The organism is Pseudonocardia sp. Ae331_Ps2 (genome assembly GCF_001932405.1).
Classification (GTDB): domain Bacteria; phylum Actinomycetota; class Actinomycetes; order Mycobacteriales; family Pseudonocardiaceae; genus Pseudonocardia.
This window is the reverse complement of the sequence record NZ_MCIM01000001.1, coordinates 1,790,161-1,809,813: the sequence shown is the minus strand read 5'-3', so window position 1 is coordinate 1,809,813 and position 19,653 is coordinate 1,790,161. Positions and strand designations below refer to the sequence as shown.

The 19,653-nt window shown below is 74.0% G+C and carries 18 protein-coding genes; 13 read left to right on the top strand and 5 right to left on the bottom strand.

Going from position 1 to position 19,653, the window contains the following annotated elements:
- Positions 1–8 precede the first annotated feature (8 nt).
- Entirely contained in the window at positions 9–632 is a 624-nt protein-coding gene (locus Ae331Ps2_RS08570) for a TetR/AcrR family transcriptional regulator (protein ID WP_075309631.1), read from the bottom strand.
- 96 nt (positions 633–728) lie between these two features.
- Between Ae331Ps2_RS08570 and Ae331Ps2_RS08565 the strand changes: the two genes are divergently transcribed.
- Entirely contained in the window at positions 729–2,930 is a 2,202-nt protein-coding gene (locus Ae331Ps2_RS08565; RefSeq protein ID WP_249265374.1) for an ATP-binding protein, read from the top strand.
- 15 nt (positions 2,931–2,945) lie between these two features.
- Here Ae331Ps2_RS08565 and Ae331Ps2_RS08560 read toward each other — a convergent pair whose 3' ends face one another.
- Positions 2,946–3,635 carry a response regulator transcription factor gene (locus Ae331Ps2_RS08560; protein ID WP_075309635.1) on the bottom strand — a complete coding sequence of 230 codons (690 nt, stop codon included), beginning with the start codon at positions 3,633–3,635 and terminating at the stop codon, positions 2,946–2,948.
- A gap of 103 nt (positions 3,636–3,738) precedes the next feature.
- Here Ae331Ps2_RS08560 and Ae331Ps2_RS08555 point away from each other — a divergent pair, with 103 nt between their 5' ends.
- From Ae331Ps2_RS08555 to Ae331Ps2_RS08505, 11 genes are all read left to right on the top strand, one after another.
- The gene (locus tag Ae331Ps2_RS08555; protein WP_139319218.1) at positions 3,739–5,352 is read left to right on the top strand and encodes a carboxyl transferase domain-containing protein; all 1,614 of its coding nucleotides are present in this window, start codon (positions 3,739–3,741) and stop codon (positions 5,350–5,352) included.
- Positions 5,353–5,360: 8 nt separating this feature from the next.
- Positions 5,361–7,442, top strand: coding sequence for a biotin carboxylase N-terminal domain-containing protein (locus Ae331Ps2_RS08550; protein ID WP_075309637.1), 2,082 nt, complete (start codon positions 5,361–5,363; stop codon positions 7,440–7,442).
- The gene (locus Ae331Ps2_RS08545) at positions 7,439–8,599 is read left to right on the top strand and encodes an acyl-CoA dehydrogenase family protein (protein ID WP_020627022.1); all 1,161 of its coding nucleotides are present in this window, start codon (positions 7,439–7,441) and stop codon (positions 8,597–8,599) included. Before Ae331Ps2_RS08550 ends, Ae331Ps2_RS08545 begins: the two co-directional genes overlap by 4 nt.
- Positions 8,600–8,691: 92 nt before the next feature.
- Entirely contained in the window at positions 8,692–9,711 is a 1,020-nt protein-coding gene (locus Ae331Ps2_RS08540; RefSeq protein WP_075309639.1) for an NADP-dependent oxidoreductase, read from the top strand.
- 22 nt (positions 9,712–9,733) lie between these two features.
- Positions 9,734–11,197 (top strand): fused MFS/spermidine synthase, encoded by a 1,464-nt coding sequence (locus Ae331Ps2_RS08535; protein WP_198932230.1) that lies wholly within the window; start codon positions 9,734–9,736, stop codon positions 11,195–11,197.
- Between the two features lie 494 nt (positions 11,198–11,691).
- The gene (locus Ae331Ps2_RS08530) at positions 11,692–12,132 is read left to right on the top strand and encodes a hypothetical protein (protein WP_020627019.1); all 441 of its coding nucleotides are present in this window, start codon (positions 11,692–11,694) and stop codon (positions 12,130–12,132) included.
- A 62-nt stretch (positions 12,133–12,194) separates the two neighbouring features.
- Complete coding sequence (locus Ae331Ps2_RS08525) at positions 12,195–13,055, top strand: ABC transporter substrate-binding protein (RefSeq protein ID WP_075309643.1); 861 nt, start codon at positions 12,195–12,197, stop codon at positions 13,053–13,055.
- Entirely contained in the window at positions 13,052–13,915 is an 864-nt protein-coding gene (locus Ae331Ps2_RS08520) for an amino acid ABC transporter permease (RefSeq protein WP_020627017.1), read from the top strand. The genes Ae331Ps2_RS08525 and Ae331Ps2_RS08520 overlap by 4 nt, the downstream gene beginning before the upstream one ends.
- Positions 13,912–14,661 (top strand): amino acid ABC transporter ATP-binding protein, encoded by a 750-nt coding sequence (locus tag Ae331Ps2_RS08515; protein ID WP_075309645.1) that lies wholly within the window; start codon positions 13,912–13,914, stop codon positions 14,659–14,661. The genes Ae331Ps2_RS08520 and Ae331Ps2_RS08515 overlap by 4 nt, the downstream gene beginning before the upstream one ends.
- A gap of 58 nt (positions 14,662–14,719) precedes the next feature.
- Complete coding sequence (locus Ae331Ps2_RS08510; RefSeq protein ID WP_075309647.1) at positions 14,720–15,319, top strand: superoxide dismutase; 600 nt, start codon at positions 14,720–14,722, stop codon at positions 15,317–15,319.
- Entirely contained in the window at positions 15,316–15,858 is a 543-nt protein-coding gene (locus tag Ae331Ps2_RS08505; protein WP_051050218.1) for a flavin reductase family protein, read from the top strand. Before Ae331Ps2_RS08510 ends, Ae331Ps2_RS08505 begins: the two co-directional genes overlap by 4 nt.
- Here Ae331Ps2_RS08505 and Ae331Ps2_RS31865 read toward each other — a convergent pair.
- Positions 15,818–15,994, bottom strand: coding sequence for a hypothetical protein (locus tag Ae331Ps2_RS31865; RefSeq protein ID WP_020624792.1), 177 nt, complete (start codon positions 15,992–15,994; stop codon positions 15,818–15,820). The two genes, Ae331Ps2_RS08505 and Ae331Ps2_RS31865, sit on opposite strands and share 41 nt — an antisense overlap.
- 301 nt (positions 15,995–16,295) lie before the next feature.
- Between Ae331Ps2_RS31865 and Ae331Ps2_RS08500 the strand changes: the two genes are divergently transcribed.
- Positions 16,296–17,672 carry an ATP-dependent 6-phosphofructokinase gene (locus Ae331Ps2_RS08500; RefSeq protein WP_020624791.1) on the top strand — a complete coding sequence of 459 codons (1,377 nt, stop codon included), beginning with the start codon at positions 16,296–16,298 and terminating at the stop codon, positions 17,670–17,672.
- On the opposite strand, the gene Ae331Ps2_RS08495 is transcribed toward Ae331Ps2_RS08500, so the two are convergent.
- Positions 17,673–18,500, bottom strand: coding sequence for a SirB1 family protein (locus tag Ae331Ps2_RS08495; protein WP_075309649.1), 828 nt, complete (start codon positions 18,498–18,500; stop codon positions 17,673–17,675).
- A 19-nt stretch (positions 18,501–18,519) separates the two neighbouring features.
- Positions 18,520–19,482, bottom strand: coding sequence for an ATP-binding protein (locus Ae331Ps2_RS08490; RefSeq protein ID WP_075309651.1), 963 nt, complete (start codon positions 19,480–19,482; stop codon positions 18,520–18,522).
- Positions 19,483–19,653: the final 171 nt, after the last annotated feature.

Sequence of the window (19,653 nt, the reverse complement as noted above, 5' to 3'; positions counted from 1 at the left end):
CCCGCCCCTCACGCGGGGGCGGCGTCCAGCGCGGCCAGCGCCATCCGGCGCAGCACCGCGGCCCGGGCGTCCGCCCCGCGCGCGGACGGCTGCTCGGCCCGCGGTGCGTACGGCGTGGAGTTGAGCAGGCCGAACACCCCGTGTGCGACGGTGCGGGCCTCGGCCGGGGCGACGTCGGGGTGCACCCGGCGCAGGGTGTCCACCCACAGCTCGACGTAGGTGCGCTGCAGCCGTCGCACGGTGCGGCGCGGCTCCTCGGGCAGGTTCGCGAGGTCCCGGTCCTGCACGACGATCAGCTCCGGCTCGCGGGTCGCGAACGCGACGTGGAAGTCGACGAGGTCGGCCAGCGCGGCCCGCGGGTCGTCGTGGTGCACGCGGGCCCGCCCGCCGTCGAGCAGCCGCTCGGAGATGTCGATGAGCAGCTCCGCGAGCAGCGCCTCCTTGCCGGGGAAGTGCCGGTAGAGCGCGGGGCCGCTGACGCCGACCGCGGCGCCCAGGTCGGCGATGCTCACCCCGTGGAAGCCGTGCCGGGCGAACAGTCGGGCCGCCTCGGTGAGGATCTGCTCGCGCCGCGACGGGGCCTCCGTGCGCGTGCCCGCGCCGTCCGGGGGAGAGGCTCCTGCTGCGGCCATCGGGTGATCGTAGCGTCGTCGGTTAACGGATGTTAACGCCTGGTGCGGTCCGTCTCAGGTTGCGCACAGGTCGACGGCGATACCCTCGTGGGCGTGATGAGGACCCTGCGCCGGATGCGTGAGCGTCTCGGCGTGCGCGCGGCGTCCGCCCTGGCGGCGGCCGCGGCGGTCGCGATGGTGCTCGTCGTCGCCGGTGTGTCGCTGGTGCTGATCCTGGAGGGCCAGCTCAAGCGCAACACCGAGGAGGCGCTGCTGGCGAACGCCCAGCAGGTCGCCGAGCGGATCCAGGCGAACTTCGCCGACTACCGCCCCGGTGACCCGGCCAAGGAGAACGCGGTGGTCACCACCGCCCGCCGGACCGACTTCGTGCAGGTCGTGACCGCCTGGAGCGACCGGACCGGTGCCCCGGACGACCGCGTCGGGTCGAACGGCCAGGGGCGCAACATCGAGGTGTTCGCCGCCTCCGAGCCGCTGGACGACCGGCCGCAGCTGGTGGACTGGGTCCTGGCCCCGCACGAGACGCGGTCCCAGATGGACGTGCCGGTCACCTACCACGACGCCGGGGGCCCGGGGCTCGACCCCCGGTCCGGCCCGCTGGAGACCGAGGACATGATGGTCGTCGGGCTCGGTGTGCGGGCCTTCGACCGGCCGATCACGATCTACTCCGCCCAGCCGACCGACCAGATGCACCGGGCCGTCGACCTGGTCACCTGGCTCGTCGCGGGCGGTGTGCCGCTGCTGGTGCTGGTCGCCGGCGGCTTCACCTACCTGTTCGCCGGTCGCGCGCTGCGCCCGGTGGAGGACATGCGCGCCCGGGTCGCGGGCATGGGGGACAAGGATCTGTCCCAGCGTGTCGACGAACCCGTCGCGCGCGACGAGGTCGGCCGCCTCGCCCGCACCATGAACCAGATGCTCGGGCGGCTCGAGTCCTCCCAGGCCACCCAGCGCCGCTTCGTCGCCGACGCCAGCCACGAGCTGCGCAGCCCGCTCGCGACCGTGTCGACCGGGCTGGAGCTGCTCGGCTCCGGGATGCCGGAGTCCTCCGCGGACCGGGCCACCGTCGACGTGCTGCGCGGGGAGGCCTCCCGGCTGACCGGCCTGGTCGAGAACCTGCTGTTCCTCGCCCGCGCGGACGAGCGCGGCATCGCTCCGCGCCGCGAGGAGGTCGACCTCGACGAGATCGCCGACGCCGAGCGGGAGCGTCCGTCGGCCGAGACCGCCGTCGCGGTCCGGGTGACGAGCGAGCCCGTCCGGGTGGTCGGTGACCGCGGGCAGCTGGTCCGGGTGCTGCGCAACCTGGTCGACAACGCCAAGCGGCACGCGTCGTCGATGGTCGCGGTGTCGGTCCGCGCCGAGGGCGGCGTCGCCGTGATCGAGGTCGACGACGACGGCAACGGCGTCCCCGAGGCCGACCGCGCCCGGGTCTTCGAGCGCTTCGTCCGGCTCGACGAGGCCCGCGCCCGCGGCGACGGCGGCTCCGGGCTCGGCCTCGCGATCGTCGCCGAACTGGTCGCGGCGCACGGCGGGACGGTGGAGGCGACCTCGTCGCCGGAGCTGGGCGGGGCCCGGTTCCGGGTCACCGTGCCCGCCGCGCCGGCGCCGCTGCCCGAGGAGGAGACCCCCGAGCCGGTCGGTGCCGAGCACGCCGGCGCCGACGCCGGGCCCTCCGCGGAGCTGTGCGACGACCGGCCCTCCGGTCCGATCCCGCGGGTGACCACCAGGTCCCGGTGGGCGCGGGAGGAGGAGCCCGCCGACTTCGGCCCGGACGCCTGGGTGGGGCACGGCGGGCAGGACGATGCCGACCGCGGGGCGCCCGAGCATGTCGCGGTGCAGGCCGGGGCGGTGCAGGCCGGGGCGGTGCAGTCCGGGGCGGTGCAGGGTGCGTCGCCGCGCGGGACCGCCGGTCCGGGTGGCATGATGCGCACGCCCGGTGACCCGGCCGTCACCCACGGCTCGGGCACGGACGGTCGGCCCTCGGACAGCGCTCAGGGGACGGCCCCGCCCGACCCGGAGGACGACGTGTCCGCACCGCCCGCCCACAGTCGTCTCGACCCGCCGACCGGCCCGCTGCCGATCCGGCCGAACACCGTCGGCAGCCCGTTCGACGAGAACGCCACCCGGCCGTTGCCGGTCGTCACGCCGCGGGAGCAGCGGGGCCGCGCCGGCACCGCCGTCGCCGGCCGGGAGACGACCCGCGAGGCACGTGACACCCGGGACGCCGGGCGCCAGCCCGCCCTGGCCGGGCGCGAGCCGGTCGTCACGCCGTCGCCGCGGCGGCCGTCCGACCGTCGTCGCTGAGCGGGTCCCCGCAGGTCAGCGGGGCGTCGCGGGCGCGGGCTCGGACATCCGGTAGCCGACGCCGCGCAGCGTCTCGATGCTGTGCGTCCCGAACGGAGCGTCGATCTTGCGGCGCAGGTAGCCGACGTAGACCTCGACGACGTTGACCTCGCCGTCGTAGTGGGCGTCCCAGACCGAGCGCAGGATGTCGGTCTTGGTCACGACCTGCCCGGTGTTCTGCATCAGGTGCTCGAGCACGCCGAACTCGCGCGGGGTCAGCGGGATCTCGGTCTCGCCGCGGTGCACCCGGTGGGTCCCCGGGTCCAGCGTGAGGTCCCCGACCCGCAGGACGGTCGGTGCGGCCTCCCCGGCCCGGCGCAACAGCGCGCGCAGCCGGGCCTGCAGCACGACGAACGAGAACGGCTTGGTCAGGTAGTCGTCCGCGCCGAGGTCGAAGGCGTCGGCCTCGTCGTACTCGCCGTCCTTGGCGGTCAGCATGAGCACCGGCGTCCACACGCCCCGGTCGCGCAGGTGCTGCAGGATCCGGTAGCCCGACAGGCCCGGCAGCATGATGTCGAGGATGACCACGTCGTGCCGGCCGGTCAGCGCGAGCTGCAGCCCGGTGGGGCCGTCGTGTGCGACCTCCACCTCGTGCCCCTCCCCGGTCAGGCCCCGGCGGACCAGTTCGGCGAGCGGCTTCTCGTCCTCGACCAGCAGCAGGCGCACGTCTCCCAGAGTAGAGGTCGCCGCTGCCCGCCCTGGACGACGCGTGTTAACAACCGCTAACCTGTTAACAGTTATTAACAGACAGCGTTCCCCGGGAGGTCCGATGACGGCACCGCAGGCCCCACCCGCGCCGGCCCCGGAGGCCCCGCGGCTCGGCACGGCGGTGGACCCGGCCGACCCGCGCGCCGTAGAGAACGACGCCGCGCACCGCGCCCTGGTCGCCGACCTGCGCGACCGGCTGGAGCGGACCCGGCTGGAGCGGACCCGGCTCGGCGGGCCGGAGCGCTCGCGGGCCCGGCACGTCGAACGCGGGAAGCTGCTGCCGCGCGACCGGGTGGACGCGCTGGTCGACCCGTCGTCGCCGTTCCTGGAGTTGTCCCCGCTGGCCGCCCACGGCATGTACGACGACCAGGCCCCCGGCGCCGGGATGATCACCGGGGTCGGGCGGGTCGCCGGCCGGGAGGTCGTGGTCGTCGCCAACGACGCGACCGTCAAGGGCGGCACCTACTACCCGATGACGGTCAAGAAGCACCTGCGCGCGCAGGAGGTGGCGCTGCACAACCGGCTGCCGTGTGTGTACCTGGTCGACTCCGGGGGCGCGTACCTGCCCGAGCAGGACGAGGTGTTCCCCGACCGCGAGCACTTCGGCCGCATCTTCTACAACCAGGCGCAGATGTCGGGCCGGGGCATCCCGCAGATCGCCGCCGTCCTCGGGTCCTGCACCGCGGGTGGCGCCTACGTCCCCGCGATGAGCGACGAGGCCGTGATCGTCCGCAACCAGGGCACGATCTTCCTGGGCGGCCCGCCGCTGGTGAAGGCCGCGACCGGTGAGGTCGTCACCGCCGAGGAGCTGGGCGGCGGGGACCTGCACGCGAAGGTCTCCGGCGTCACCGACCACCTCGCCGTCGACGACGCGGACGCGCTCGCCCGGGTCCGCGCGATCGTCGCGACGCTCGGCCCGCGTGCCCCGCGGCCGTGGGAGGTGCGCCCCACCGAGGAGCCCGCCGTCGACCCCGCCGGGCTCTACGCCGCGGTGCCCACCGACACCCGCACTCCCTACGACGTGCGCGAGGTGATCGCCCGCGTCGTCGACGGCTCCCGGTTCGCGGAGTTCAAGTCCGAGTACGGCACCACCCTGGTGACCGGGTTCGCCCGGATCCACGGCCACCCGGTCGGGATCGTCGCCAACAACGGGATCCTGTTCTCCGAGTCCGCGACCAAGGGCGCGCACTTCGTCGAGCTGTGCGACCAGCGCGGCATCCCGCTGGTGTTCCTGCAGAACATCTCCGGGTTCATGGTCGGCCGCGAGTACGAGGCGGGCGGCATCGCCCGCAACGGCGCGAAGATGGTCACCGCCGTCGCCTCCACCCGGGTGCCGAAGCTGACCGTCGTCATCGGCGGGTCCTTCGGCGCCGGCAACTACGCGATGTGCGGGCGGGCGTACTCGCCCCGGTTCCTGTTCATGTGGCCCAATGCCCGCATCTCGGTCATGGGCGGCGAGCAGGCGGCCACCGTGCTCGGCACCGTCGGCAACGCCGATCCGGACGCGATCCGCGCCCAGTACGAGGAGCAGGGACACCCCTACTACTCCACCGCCCGGCTGTGGGACGACGGCGTCATCGACCCCGCCGACACCCGCACCGTCCTCGGGCTGTCGCTGTCCGTCGCCGCCAACGCGCCCCTGGCCGACCCGGCCTTCGGCGTCTTCCGGATGTGAGGCCCCCCATGGGATCGGCACTGTTCGACACCGTCCTGGTCGCGAACCGCGGTGAGATCGCGGTCCGCGTCATCCGCACCCTGCGTGCGCTGGGCGTCCGGTCGGTCGCCGTGTACTCCGACGCCGACGCCGCGGCCCCGCACGTCCGCGCCGCCGACGAGGCCGTCCGGATCGGCCCGGCCGCCGCGGGCGAGTCCTACCTGTCGGTGGAGAACGTGATCGCCGCCGCCCGGGCGACCGGTGCGCAGGCGATCCACCCCGGTTACGGCTTCCTGTCCGAGAACACCGCGTTCGCCGCCGCCTGCGAACGGGCGGGGATCGCCTTCGTCGGGCCGCCGTCGTCGGCGATCGAGGCGATGGGCGACAAGATCCGCGCCAAGCAGACCGTCGCGAAGGCCGGGGTGCCGGTCGTGCCCGGGTCCGACGGCGCCGGCCTCACCGACGACGACCTGGCCGCCGTCGTCGCCGACATCGGGTACCCGGTGCTGCTCAAGCCGTCGGCCGGCGGCGGTGGCAAGGGCATGCGCGAGGTCCACACCCCCGATCAGCTGGCCGACGCGATCGCCGGTGCGCGTCGCGAGGCCCGCGGTTCCTTCGGCGACGACACCCTGCTCGTCGAGCGGCTGGTCACCACGCCGCGGCACATCGAGATCCAGGTGATGGCCGACGCGCACGGCACCGTCGTGCACCTCGGTGAGCGCGAGTGCTCGCTGCAGCGCCGCCACCAGAAGATCATCGAGGAGGCGCCGTCCGCTCTGCTCACCCCCGCGCAGCGCGCGGAGATGGGCCGCGCCGCCTGCGAGGCGGCGCGCTCGGTCGGCTACACCGGCGCGGGCACCGTCGAGTTCATCGTGAGCTCCGACCGGCCCGAGGAGTTCTTCTTCCTGGAGATGAACACCCGTCTGCAGGTCGAGCACCCGGTCACCGAGGAGGTCACCGGCCTGGACCTGGTCGAGCTGCAGCTGCGCGTCGCCGCCGGAGAGCCGCTGCCGATCACCCAGGACGACGTGGTCCTCACCGGGCACGCGGTGGAGGCCCGGGTGTACGCCGAGGCCGCCGCGGTCTCTGGTGACGCGCTCACCTTCCTCCCGTCCGGCGGGCCGGTGCTGGACTGGACGCCGCCGCCCGGGGTGCGGGTCGACGCCGGGATCGAGACCGGCACCGTGGTCGGGTCGGACTACGACCCGATGCTGGCCAAGGTGATCGCCCACGGCGCCACCCGCGACGAGGCGCTGCGCCGGCTCGACGCCGCGCTGCGCGACACGGTGCTGCTCGGGCTCGACTCCAACATCGGGTTCCTGCGGGCCCTGCTCGCCGACGACGACGTCCGCGCCGGGCGCCTCGACACCGGGCTGATCGCCCGGCGCGGCGCCGCACTCGTCGACGACACGGTGCCCGCCGACGTCCTCGGTGCCCTCGCCGGTCTCGGGCTGCTGCGCCGGGAGCCGGCCGGGCCCGTGGTGGACCCCTTCGACGTCCCCGGTGGCTGGCGGGTCGGGGAGCCCGCCTGGACGGTGAGCCGCCTGGTCACCGGGGGCGCCGACGGTGCCGCCGAGGTGCGCGCCCGCGGCCGGGCGGCCGGGTTCGACCTGGCGCTGCCCGCCGCGGACGGGCCGGCGGACGGGGTTCCGGGGGACATCGCCGTCCCGGCGTCGGTATCACCCGCCGCAGCCGTCGTCCGGTGCCGCACCGCCGCCGTCGCACCGGGGGTCGTGGAGCACACCCAGGACGGGCGCACCCGCCGGTTCGCCGTCGCCGAGGGTGCCGACGGGGTCGTCTGGATCGGCCGCGACGGGCACGCCTGGAGCCTGCGGGAGCAGGCGCCGACGGAGGCCGCCGCGATCGCCGGCGGCGCGGGCGGGCCGGTCGTCTCGCCGATGCCGGGGACGGTCACCGTCGTCGAGGTCACCGACGGGGACGCCGTCGTCGCAGGTCAGAAGCTGGTCGTCGTCGAGGCCATGAAGATGGAACACGTGCTCACCGCCCCCGTCGACGGGACGGTGCGCGAGCTGAGGGCCCGGGCCGGAGCCACCGTCGCGAAGGACGCGGTGCTGCTCGTGGTCGAGCCCGTATCGGAGGAGCAGGCATGACCGTCGCCCAGGACACCACCACCGCCGAGGAGTACGAGGCGCTGCGCGCCGCGGTCGAGGAGTTCGCGCGCACCGAGGTGGCCCCGGTCATCGGGGACCTCTACATCCGCGAGGAGTTCCCGTACGCGATCACCGCGAAGATGGGCGAGATGGGCCTGTTCGGCCTGCCCGTCCCGGAGGAGTACGGCGGGCAGGGCGGCGACTACCACGCCCTCTGCCTGGCCCTGGAGGAGCTGGCGCGGGTCGACTCCTCGGTCGCGATCACCGTCGAGGCCGGCGTCGGGCTCGGTGCCATGCCGATCCTGCGGTTCGGCACCGACGAGCAGAAGTCGCGCTGGCTGCCCGACCTCGCCGCGGGCCGCGCGCTGGGCGCCTTCGGGCTCACCGAGCCCGGCGGCGGCTCCGACGCCGGCGCCACCCGCACCACCGCCCGGCTCGACGGCGGCGAATGGGTGATCAACGGATCGAAGTGCTTCATCACCAACTCCGGCACCGACATCACCTCGGTGGTCACCGTCACCGCCGTCACCGGTGAGAAGCCGGACGGCCGCAAGGAGATCTCGGCGATCCTCGTCCCGGCCGGCACCCCCGGGTTCACGGTGAGCGAGAAGTACTCCAAGGTCGGCTGGAACTGCTCCGACACCCGCGAGCTCTTCTTCGACGACGTCCGCGTCCCCGAGGCGAACCTGCTCGGCGAGCGCGGTCGCGGCTACGCCCAGTTCCTGTCCATCCTCGACGAGGGCCGGGTCGCGATCGCGGCGCTGGCGACCGGGCTGGCCCAGGGCTGCGTCGACGAGTCCGTGCGCTACGCCGGTGAGCGCGAGGCGTTCGGGAACACCATCGGGTCCTACCAGGCGATCCAGTTCAAGATCGCCGAGATGGAGGCCCGCGCGCACACTGCCCGGCTGGCCTGGCAGCACGCGGCGCGGCTGCTCGTCGCGGGCGCGCCGTTCAAGAAGGAGGCGGCGATCGCCAAGCTCGTGTCGTCGAACGCCGCGATGGACAACGCGCGCGACGCCACCCAGATCTTCGGCGGCTACGGCTTCATGAACGAGTACCCGGTCGGGCGGTTCTACCGCGACGCGAAGATCCTCGAGGTCGGCGAGGGCACCTCCGAGGTGCAGAAGATGCTGATCGCGCGCCACCTGGGCCTGTGACGACGATCCGTTCGGTCACCGAACGACATTCCCGTCACGCGCGTGACGACCGTGATGCGGTGCCGCGCCCGTGTCCGGGGTAGACCGGTGTCATGAGCAACGAGGTCAACCACCAGGTACGGCTCGCCGCGCGCCCGCAGGGCACCCCCGGCCCGGAGGTGTGGGACCACACCACCGAGCCGGTGCCCGAGCCCGGCGAGGGCCGCATCGTCGTCCGGGTCAGCCACATCTCGCTGGACCCGGCGATGCGCGGCTGGATGAACGAGGGTCGCTCGTACGCGCCCCCGGTCGGGATCGGCGAGGTGATGCGCGCGCTCGGCCTCGGTGAGGTCGTCGCCTCGAAGAACCCGGACTTCGCCGTCGGCGACACCGTCACCGGCGTGCTCGGCGTCCAGGAGTACACCGAGAGCGACGGCCGCGGCCTCCAGAAGGTCTCCCCGACCGCGGACGTGCCGCCGGAGCGCTACCTCGCGCTGCTCGGCATGACCGGCATGACCGCCTACTTCGGGCTGTTCGACGTCGGTGCCCTCTCAGAGGGGGAGACGGTCGTCGTCTCCGGTGCGGCCGGTGCCGTCGGGTCGGTGGTCGGGCAGCTCGCGAAGGTCAAGGGCGCCCGGGTCATCGGCATCGCGGGCGGTCCGGAGAAGTGCGCGTGGATCACCGACGAACTCGGGTTCGACGCCGCGATCGACTACCGCTCGGAGAACGTGTCGCAGCGGCTGAAGGAACTCGCCCCCGACGGCGTGGACGTCTACTTCGACAACGTCGGCGGGGAGATCCTCGACGCCGTGCTCGGCAGGCTCGCGATGCACGCCCGCGTCGTCCTCTGCGGCGCGATCAGCCAGTACAACGCCGAGGGCGGCATGACCGGCCCGAAGAACTACATGAACCTGCTGGTCAGCCGGGCCCGGATGGAGGGCTTCCTGGTCGGGGACTACGTCCCCCGCTGGGGCGAGGCCGGCAAGGAGCTCGCCGGCTGGCTCGCCGAGGGCCGCCTGCACAGCCGCGAGGACGTCGTCGACGGCACCGTCGACGACTTCCCGGAGGTCTTCGGAAAGCTGTTCCGCGGCGAGAACACGGGCAAGCTCGTGCTCCGGCTGAAGCAGGGCTGACCCCGACCGGCACCATGGCGGGGTGCGCCTCGCCATGGCCCGGACCGCCGTCGTCGTCTCGGGGGCGGCGATCCTCGTCGTCGAGACCCTCGCGACCCGGCTCGTCGCGCCCTACGTCGGACTGACCCTCGAGTCGACCACCGCCGTGATCGGGGTGGCCCTCGCCGGGATCGCGGCGGGGGCCTCGCTCGGCGGGCGGTGGGCCGACGAGCGCGACCCGGTCGCCGTCGCCGCGCTGATGCTGGTCGTCGGCGGGCTGGGCACCCTGGCCGTACGGCCGGTGGTCCGGCTCCTCGGGCCGCTGCTCGGCGCCGGGCCGTACGCCGCGGTCGTGCTCGTCGCCGCGTCCACCCTGGTCTCGGTGACGGCGCTGGCCGCGGTCACCCCGGCCGTCACCAAGGCCCGGCTGACCGGGCTGGACCGCTCCGGCGAGGTCGTCGGCGGGCTGTCTGCCGCGGGCACCCTCGGGTCGCTCGCCGGCACCTTCCTCACCGGGTTCGTGCTGGTCGCACTGTTGCCGGTGAGCGCGATCCTGCTGGTCACCGCCGCCGCCTGCCTCGTGCTCGGGCTCGTCCTCGCGCCCCGTCGGCGGCGCTCGGACATCGCGAAGGGCGGCGCCGCGGCGCTCCTGCTGGCTGTCGCGCTCGTCGCGCTCTCGGGACGCTGCGACGCCGACACCACCTACTACTGCGCCGCCGTCCGGACCGACCCCGCGGACCCGGCCGGTCGCTACCTGGTGCTCGACGACCTGCGTCACTCCTACGTCCGCCTCGGCGATCCCGCGCACCTGGAGTTCGCCTACACGAAGCGGTTCGCCGCCGCGATCGACACCGCGTTCCCGCAGCCGCGCCCGGTCGACGCGGTGCACGTCGGCGGCGGCGCGCTGACCATGCCGCGCTGGCTCGCCGCGACCCGCCCCGGCAGCACCTCGACCGTGCTGGAGCTGGACCCCGGCGTGATCGACCTCGGGGTCCGGTCGCTCGAAGCCGGCGCGATCCCCGGCACGACCGTCCGGACCGGCGACGCCCGGGTGAACCTCGCCGCGCTGCCCGACGACTCCGCCGACCTCGTCGTGGGCGACGCCTTCGGTGCCCGCTCGGTGCCCTGGCACCTGTCCACCGCGGAGTTCCTCGACGAGGTGGCGCGGGTGCTGCGCCCGGGCGGGGTGTACGTGCTCAACGTGATCGACCGGTACCCGCTCGACCTGGTCCGGGCCGCCACCGCGACCGTCGAGTCCCGGTTCGCGACGACGATGCTCCTCGCCCGCCCCGACGAGTTCGCCCCCGGCGGGGGCGGGAACGTCGTGGTCGTCGCCTCGGACCGGCCGCTCGACCCGGCCGCGCTCGACGCCGCCGTCGCCCGCTCCGGCGAAGCGGGCGCGGTCCTCGACCCGGCCCGCACCGCCGCGTTCACCGAGGGGATGCCGGTCCTGACCGACGACCGCGCCCCGGTGGACCAGCTGATCACCACCGGTCTGGCGGGGTAGGACGCCGACCCCTCCGTGCCCCGGGGTGCTGTGCCCCCGCTCGCCCTGTCCCGCGTGGCCCGCCCCCGCCCCGCTCGGCTGCACGCCGGGGCCCGCTGTGCCGCGCCTCCGTCGCCGGCCGGCCGGGCGTCCCGCCACACCGCGTCCCGCCACACCGCGTCCCGCCACACCGCGTCCCGCCACACCCCGCGACCACACCCGCCGAGATGCAGCTCAGCGGGAATTGTGGATCTTCAGTGCCCGCTGAGCTGCATCTCGGCACCGGTGATCCGAGCACGGACGATCCGTCGGCCTGCCGGCCGTTCGTCTCGGTGGAATCAGTCCGGGCTCGGACGATTCGGTGCAGTTGCCGAGCAGCCTCGGGTGCGGCGGGGGCCCACCGGGGCGAGGCGCACCACCGGGGAAGCTGAGGCCGGCCGTGCGGGGGCCGGATCACGCTAGGGTCGGCGACGGGGTCCGGTGGGCCCCGTCGGACGATCGAGGGGGAGACGGGCGTGGCGACCTGGGAGGACCTGAAGGCCTACGTCGTGGTCCGGTACGAGATCGTGCGCCAGGGTGCGGATGAGCTGCGCTTCCGGCTGCCGACGACCGAGGACCGGGACCAGCTCGTCGTCGTGAAGCGGGTGCGGGAGGGCGCGGGCCGGCCCGGCGTCGAGGTCACCGACGCGGCGGCCGCCGTCGCGGACCCGGACCAGGAGTGGGTGCAGATCGAGTCCCCGGTCGCCCGGCTCGGCGAGGTCGACCTCGGCCGCGCCCTGGAGCTGGCCGGGCCGTCGGTGGTCGGCGGGCTGGCCGCGGAGGAGGGCGTCGTGGTGTTCCGGCACTCCATCCCGCTCGGCCCGGCCGCGCTCGACGGGTTCGAGTTCCCGTTCCGCCAGGTCGTCCACCTCGCCGACGAGCTGGAGCACGCGCTCACCGGGCGCGACGACCACTGACGTCACCGTGTCGTGACCCGGTTCACGAAGACCGGGGCCGCCGCCCTGTGAAGGATGTGGGGATGACGCGCGCCCGGACGACGACGATCCTGCTCGCAGCGCTGCTCGCGGCCACGATCGCCGGGTGTGCGCCACAGCCCGACCCGGCCGCGACGGGTGGAGGCGCCGCGGCGGACTGCGCGCCCGGTGCCCTGCCGACCCTGGCGCAGGGCACCCTGACGATCGGCACCGACCAGCCGGTCTACCCACCGTGGTACCTCGACGACGACCCGACGTCCGGCCGCGGTTTCGAGTCCGCCGTGGCCTACGCCGTCGCCGATGATCTCGGGTACCCGCGCGACCGGGTCACCTGGGTGCGCGTCCCGTTCAACGCCGCCATCGCACCGGGCCCCAAGACCTACGACCTGAACCTCACCGAGTTCTCCATCACCGAGGAGCGCAGGCGGGCGGTCGACTTCTCCAGCCCGTACTACGACGTGCGGCAGGCCGTCGTCGCACTGAAGACCTCGCCGCTGGCCCGATCCACGACCGTCGCCCAGCTGAAGGGCGCCCGGCTCGGCGCCCAGATCGGTACGACGAGCCTGGAGCAGCTGAACGCCTCCGTCGCCCCGACCACCCCGGCCGCGGTCTACAACACCAACGACGACGGCAAGCTCGCGCTGTCCAACGGACAGATCGACGGGCTCGTCGTCGACCTGCCCACCGCGTTCCAGATCGTCGGCAGTGACCTGCCCGAGGCGACGATCGTCGGGCAGCTCCCCGCCGGGTGGACCCCCGAGCAGTTCGGTGCGGTGCTGGACAAGGACAGCCCGCTGACCGGGTGCGTCTCCGCCGCCGTCGACCGGCTCCGCGAACGGGGCACCCTCGCGGCGCTGGAGCAGCAGTGGATCCAGGCCGACGGGGCGGCTCCCGAGCTGCGATGAGCGCATCCGCCGCGGCCGCCGGGCCGCCGCCCCCGAGCCCGCTGGCCCGGGAACGCGCCGCGTACCGCCGTTCCCGGTCCCGCCGGTCCACGCTGATCGCACTGGCGTCGACCCTGGTCTTCGCGGGACTGCTCGTCGCCGCGGTGGCCGGATCACCCGGCTGGCCACGGGTCCGGGAGACCTTCCTGGACCCGCAGATCGCCTGGGAATCGCTGCCCACCGTGCTGTCCGGTCTGTGGCTGAACCTGCGGGTCCTGGTCGTCGCCGAGATCGGGGTGCTCGTCCTCGGCCTGCTGATCGCGGTGCTGCGGACCCTGCGCGGTCCGGTCTTCCTCCCGGTGCGGCTGCTCGCGACCGGCTACGTCGACCTGTTCCGCGGTGTCCCGCTGCTCGTGGCCCTCTACCTCATCGGGTTCGGGCTCCCGGCCCTGCGTCTGCAGGGGGTCCCCACCGACGCCGCCGTGCTCGGCACCCTCACGCTCGTGCTGGTCTACTCCGCCTACGTGGCGGAGGTGTTCCGCGCCGGCATCGAGTCGGTGCACCCCTCCCAGCGTGCCGCCGCCCGCTCGCTCGGGCTGACCCACCGGCAGTCGCTGCGTCTGGTGGTGCTCCCGCAGGCGGTGCGCAACGTGCTGCCGCCGCTGCTCAACGACTTCGTCGCGCTGCAGAAGGACGTGGGTCTGATCTCCGTGCTCGGTGCGGTGGACGCGATCCGGGCCGCCCAGATCGAGTCCGCCCGCACGTTCAACTTCACCCCCTACGTGGTCGCCGCGCTGCTGTTCGTGGCCCTCGCCGCCCCGACCGGGCGGATCGCCGACGCGTTCGCCCGCCGCGCCACCCGCGCCCGGAGCGGCTCGTGACCCCGGTGCTCGAGGTGTCGGGTCTGGTGAAGACCTACGGCGACCGCGTCGTGCTCCGCGGCATCGACCTGACCGTCGCCGAACACGAGGTGGTCACCCTGATCGGGGCCTCCGGCTCGGGCAAGTCCACCCTGCTGCGCTGCGTCGACCTGCTGGAGGACATCGACGACGGCCGCATCCTGCTCGACGGCACCGACGTGTCCGACCCCCGCGCCGACGACGCCGCGGCCCGCAGGCGGATGGGGGTGGTCTTCCAGTCCTACAACCTGTTCCCGCACATGACGGCGCTGCAGAACGTCGCGCTGGCCCCGCACGTCGTGCACGGCGTCGGGTCGGACGAGGCCGACGGGCGTGCCCGGGAGCTCCTGCAGCGGGTCGGGCTCGGCGACTTCGCGGACGCGTACCCGGACCGTCTCTCCGGCGGTCAGCAGCAGCGGGTCGCGATCGCGCGGGCGCTGGCGGTGCAGCCGCGGCTGCTGCTGCTCGACGAGATCACCTCCGCGCTCGACCCGGAGCTGGTCGGTGAGGTCCTGGAGATCGTGCGCGAGCTCGCCCGGGACGGGGTGACGATCCTGATGGCCACCCACGAGATGGGGTTCGCCCGCCAGGTCGCGGACCGGGTCTGCTTCCTCGACGAGGGCGTCGTCCTGGAGTCGGGCCCGCCGGAGCAGGTGCTCGGGGAACCGGTCGAGGAGCGCACCCGCCGGTTCCTCGCCCGCATCATCGCCGCGGGACGGCTCGGCTGACGGCTGCGGCCGCCGTCACACTTGACCTGAAGTGGGGTTCAGCTACCAGGCTCCTGGCATGGCCGACTACACGCTTCCGGACCTGCCCTACGACTACTCCGCGCTCGCCCCGCACATCGCGCCCGAGATCATGGAGCTGCACCACTCCAAGCACCACAACACCTACGTCCAGGGCCTCAACACCACCCTCGACAAGCTCGCCGAGGCCCGGGACCGCAACGACTTCGGCGCCATCGTCGGACTCGAGAAGACCCTCGCGTTCAACCTCGGCGGCCACGTCAACCACTCCGCCTTCTGGAACAACCTCTCCCCCGACGGCGGCGACAAGCCCACCGGCGACCTCGCCGCCGCCATCGACGAGGACTTCGGCTCCTTCGACGGATTCCAGGCCCACTTCACCGCCGCCGCCACCACCATCCAGGGCTCCGGCTGGGCCATCCTCGGCTACGACCAGCTCGGCGACCGCCTGCTGATCCACCAGCTCTACGACCAGCAGTCCCAGCTCCCCGCCGGACAGACCCCGATCGTCCTGCTCGACATGTGGGAACACGCCTTCTACCTGCAGTACAAGAACGTGAAGCCCGACTACGTCAAGGCCTGGTGGAACGTCGTGAACTGGGCCGACGCCGCCCAGCGCTTCGCCCTGGCGCGGGCGTGACCGTCGCGGATCCGGCGGGGGGCCTGCGGACGGCGTTCCGCGGGCACCCCGCCGGGGTCGCGGTGCTCACCGCGACCGGGCCCGACGGGCCGGTCGGGATGACGGCCTCGTCGGTCGCCTCGGTCGGGGTGGACCCGCCGGCGGTGTCGTTCTCGACCGCCCGCGACTCACGGTTGGCCCGTGCGCTCGCCGGGGGCGGGACGGTCGTCGTACACCTGCTCGACGACGCCGACACCGGGCTCGCCGCGGCGTTCGCCGTCCCGGGCGCGCAGCGGTTCGGCTCCGGTGTCCGGTGGGTGACCCTGCCGACCGGGGAGCCGTGGCTGGTCGAGGTGGGCACCGCGCTGCGCTGCCGGGTCCTGTCGGTCACCGAGGTCGGCGCGTCGTTGCTGGTCGCGGCCGAGGTCGTCGAGCTGCTCGGGCTGCGCCGCCGCGGCCGTCCGCTGGTGTGGGTCGGCCGGTCCTACCGCGCCGTCCCCGTCGGGGACTCCGACGCCGTCACAGCGGCTGCGGATGCACGTCCAGCGCCTGGTCGATGACCGTGCGCAGGCGGTTGAGCAGCTCGTCGGCCTCGCTCCAGGTGACCGCGCCGGTCGCGACGCCGTGACGCAGCTCCTCGGCGATGGTGCGGGCGAATCCGGTGGACCAGGTGTGACGGGGGTCGTTGCTCCGCATGGACGAATTTTGCCCTATGCGACCTGCGGTGTTCACCCCGGGTGCTCGAACCGTTCACAGCGCGTGTGCGATCGGGTGGGCGAAACCGGTGACCTCTGACGATGCTCGACGCAACGATGTGGGCGGTCCGCGCACCGGCCGATGACCCTGCGGCGACGACGGTGGTCCGATCGGCCGGATCCGGCGCACCCGCGGGTGGTCCCGCCGCGGAGTCCCCGGAGGGTCGGATCGACGAGCGGGCCGGTGTGCGTCACGATGATCGCCCGGCCCCCGGGCGAATCGATCCAGACGGAGCGTGCGCGTGACCACCTCGGAGTACAGCAGCATCACCCCCGGGGACCTGGCCATCGACACGCTCGGTCCGGCCCGCATCACCTCACCTCTGGCGCCGCTGCTCGACGCCCGCCGCACCACCGAGCACTACGTCGACGCCGGCGACCGGGTCCTGCTCGACGACACCGCCGCCGGGATCCGCGCCCGGGGCGTCGAACCGGAGGAGCTGCCGGGGCTGGAGCCGTGCGGGCCCCGCCGGCAGATCTACTTCGACCCGTCGAAGACCCGGGCCGGGATCGTCACCTGCGGTGGCCTGTGCCCGGGCCTGAACGACGTCATCTCCGGCCTGGTCCGCACCCTCACCTACCACTACGGCGTGCGCCGGGTGGTCGGGTTCCGCAACGGCTACCGCGGCTTCGTCTCCTCCTACGGCCACGACGTCGTCGAGCTCTCCCCGGAGTCGGTGCGCGACATCCCGGTCGACGGCGGCACCTTCCTCGGCACCTCGCGCGGTCCGCAGGACCCCGAGGAGATCGTCGACTGCCTCGAGCAGATGCACCTCAACGTGCTGTTCGTGATCGGCGGCGACGGCACCATGCGCGGTGCGATGGAGATCGCGCGCGTGGTGGGGGAGCGGGGACTGCGGATCGCCGTCGTCGGGATCCCGAAGACGATCGACAACGACATCCCGTTCATCGACCAGTCCTTCGGTTTCCAGACGGCGTTCTCCCAGGCCAGCGAGGCCATCCGGTCGGTCACCGTGGAGGCCAAGTCCACCCCCGGCGGGGTCGGGCTGGTCAAGCTCATGGGCCGCCACTCCGGCTTCATCGCCTGCTATGCATCGCTCGTGCGCTCCGACGCCGACGCCGTCCTGATCCCCGAGGTGCCCTTCGAGCTGGACGGCGAGACCGGCCTGCTCCACCACCTGCGACGACGGGTGTCCCAGCGCGGGCACGCGGTCGTCGTCGTCGCGGAGGGGGCGGGGCAGGAGATGCTGCCGCCGGTGGGGCGCACCGACGCCTCCGGCAACGCCAAGCTCTCCGACGTCGGCCCGTGGCTCAAGGAGCGCATCGCCGACTCCTTCGCCGAGGCCGGGATGGAGACCACCGTCCGCTACGTCGACCCCAGCTACATCATCCGCAGCGTCCCCGCGAACCCCTACGACAGCGTCTACACCGTCCGGCTGTCCCAGGCCGCGGTGCACGCGGCCATGTCCGGGCGCACCGCGATGGTCGTCGGACGGGTGCGACGCCGGTTCGTGCACATCCCGATGAGCCTGGCCGTCAGCCGTCGCAACCAGGTCGACCCGCACGGCGACCTGTGGATGGCCGTGCTGGAGTCGACCGGGCAGCCGTGGCGCTTCGGCGAGGACTCCGGCGCGCCGACCCGGGCCCCGCACACCTGATCAGTTCAGGTGGGCCCGGTGCCGCATCGCCTCGGTGCGCACCTCGTCCAGCACCTCGGCGCTCGAGCGCGACCCGCGCCCCGGACCGTCCACCCAGGACTCCATCAGTCGGGCCGCCTCGTCCCACCTGGCCTGCGCGGCGAGCACCTCGCCGAGCTCGCGGATGAGCTCCGGGCCCTGGTGCCGCAGGCCCAGCCGCATCCGGAGCACCCACTCCAGGCCGTCGTGGTCACGGGCGCGGCCGTAGGTCGCCCGCAGGTTCTCCAGCATCCGGGCGAGGATCTGGCGGGTCGAGCTGCGCGGCAGCATGCCGGCGTCGAAGGGCACCTCCGGGCCGGCGCCCGTCGTCGCGCGGAAGAGCTCCTCGCAGCCCGCCGGGTCGAGGCGTCTGCCGCCGTCGAAGGTGTCGACGAGGCGCTGGGTGCCGGGGACCCGCACGAGGAAGTGCCCGGGCATGCCGACGCCCTCCAGCGGCACCCCGGCCCGGCGGCCGACCTCGATCGCGACGACCGACAGCGTGATCGGGATGCCGGTGCGGCGTTCGAGGACGTCGGGCAGGAAGGAGTTGCGCGGGTCGGCGTAGTCGGTGGAGTTGCCGCGGAACCCGGCCTCGGTGAACAGCCGGTGCAGCAGCGACTCGAACCCGGTCACGCCGTCGGCGAGCTCGTCGAGCGTCGCGCGGGCCCGGGCGGTGGACAGCGCCGCGACCTCCGGGTCCGGGGCGCCGCCGGCGGCGATCGCCAGTGCGGCCTCGTCGAGCGGCGGTTCCGGCCCGGTCACCATCCGCAGGAAGCGGGTCACCGGGTCGGCGCGGTCGTGCCGGGTCACCCCGGGACCGTACCGGGATTCACGGGGGCGACATCGTGACGCGCACGACCGTGCCCGTCACCTGACCGGGATCGTCCTCCGCGGTCCACACCTGCAGCACGTCCGACAGCTCCGAGGCCAGCCACATCCCGCGGCCACGCTCCCCGGAGACCGGCGGCGCGGCCAGCCCGGGGAACGCGAGCCGGCACGTCGCGGCGTCGCTCATCTCCGAGACCAGCCCCGCCTCGGTGCGCCACATCCGCAGGACCGGGTGGCCCGACCCGTGCTCGACGCCGTTGCTGATCAGCTCGTTGACCGCCAGCACGAGGTCGGAGACACGGGTGGGCCCCAGCCCGGACAGCTCGGCCTGCCGCTCGACGATGCGCCGCATCGACCCGAGGTCGTCCAGGGTCACCGGGAGCGTCATGATCGGCGGCCCCAGCTCGTCCGGCGGGCGCTGCGGGTTCTCCGCCAGCAGCTCGTGGTCGTCGCGCCGGCAGTCGCTCGGGACCGGGACGCCGTCGACGAGGAACTCGTCGTGCAGGGCCCCGGCGCGCGCCCGGTCGGCCTCGGCGTCGGGGAAGCAGCACAGCAGCTCGACGGGCAGCGCGCGCAGGGCGTGAGAGAGGGCGAGATCGAGGCGGGTCCAGTAGGCGGGGTCCGCATGGGGCAGCTCGACCGGCTGGCCGACCGTGCAGACCCCGGACGCGCCGTCGGCCAGTGCCTCGCGCACCGCGCGGCTCCAGCGCCCCGCGACCGTGAACGGCGGGGCCGAGTGCATCCGGTCCGGCGAGCGGAACTCCACCCCGGCGTCGTGGCCGAGGGAGTGGCGCAGCACCGCCGCGCACCGCGGGTCGACGATCACCAGCGCACGGCGGCCGGTCTCCAGCGCCTCGGTCACCGGCCCGGCGATCGCGACGGCCTGGTGCTCGGGGTCCCGGTAGGGCACGGCCCGGTGGACGAGACCGTCCGGGCCGGGAGGCGGGGCGGTGGTGCTGGTCATCGGCGGTGGCGGGCGGTCGGGGTCATGGGGGTCGGCCTTCCACGTCGAAGCGGTGCCCGTCTGCTCCAGGCGGCTCCTGACGAGGTGACCATAACCAAGCTGCACGCCTCGTGTGGTCCGGGGCATGTGTGTTCGACGACGTGGCGCACCCCGGACGGCCCCCGGTGCGGT